Annotated in this window: 1 pseudogene; it reads right to left on the bottom strand. The window is 75.1% G+C overall.

Annotation, left to right across the window (positions count from 1 at the left end):
- Positions 1 to 469: pseudogene (locus PO768_RS10445) on the bottom strand (helix-turn-helix domain-containing protein); the annotation flags it as partial.

Below are 469 nucleotides of genomic sequence, written 5' to 3'. Positions count from 1 at the left end.
CGACCAGGCCGCGCCATCGGCCAGCAGGGCCAGCAGCGCGGCCTGATCGCCGGCGATCGGCGGTTCCAGCAGCACGAGCTCGCGGCCGTCGCGGGGCTTGAGCGCATAGCCGCGCGCCGTGGCTTCGATGCCGGCCAGCGGCGCGAGCAGCCCGCGCAGCCGGCCGATCTCGACCCGCAGCCGGGCTCGGTGCGTGTCGTCCGGATCGCGGCTGCGGAACACCGTCTCGATCAAGCCCTCGCGATCGACATCAACCGGCCAGGCCGCTGCCAGCGCCCGCGCCAGTGCGAACAACACCGGCCGGCGCGCCAGCGGCCGCCACAAGTCGCCTTCGGCCGATGCCAGCTGCAGGCCCCGTCGGCAGGCATCGACCACCAGCACCGGCGAGCTCAGCAGCGCCTCGACCTCGGCCAGGCGCAGCATCTGCGGCGCGGTACCCGCCGACAAGCACCGGGCCGCAGGCCTGTGC

The organism is Paucibacter sp. XJ19-41 (assembly GCF_028462495.1).
Lineage (GTDB): Bacteria > Pseudomonadota > Gammaproteobacteria > Burkholderiales > Burkholderiaceae_C > Roseateles_E.
This window is presented reverse-complemented; position numbering and strand designations above follow the sequence as displayed.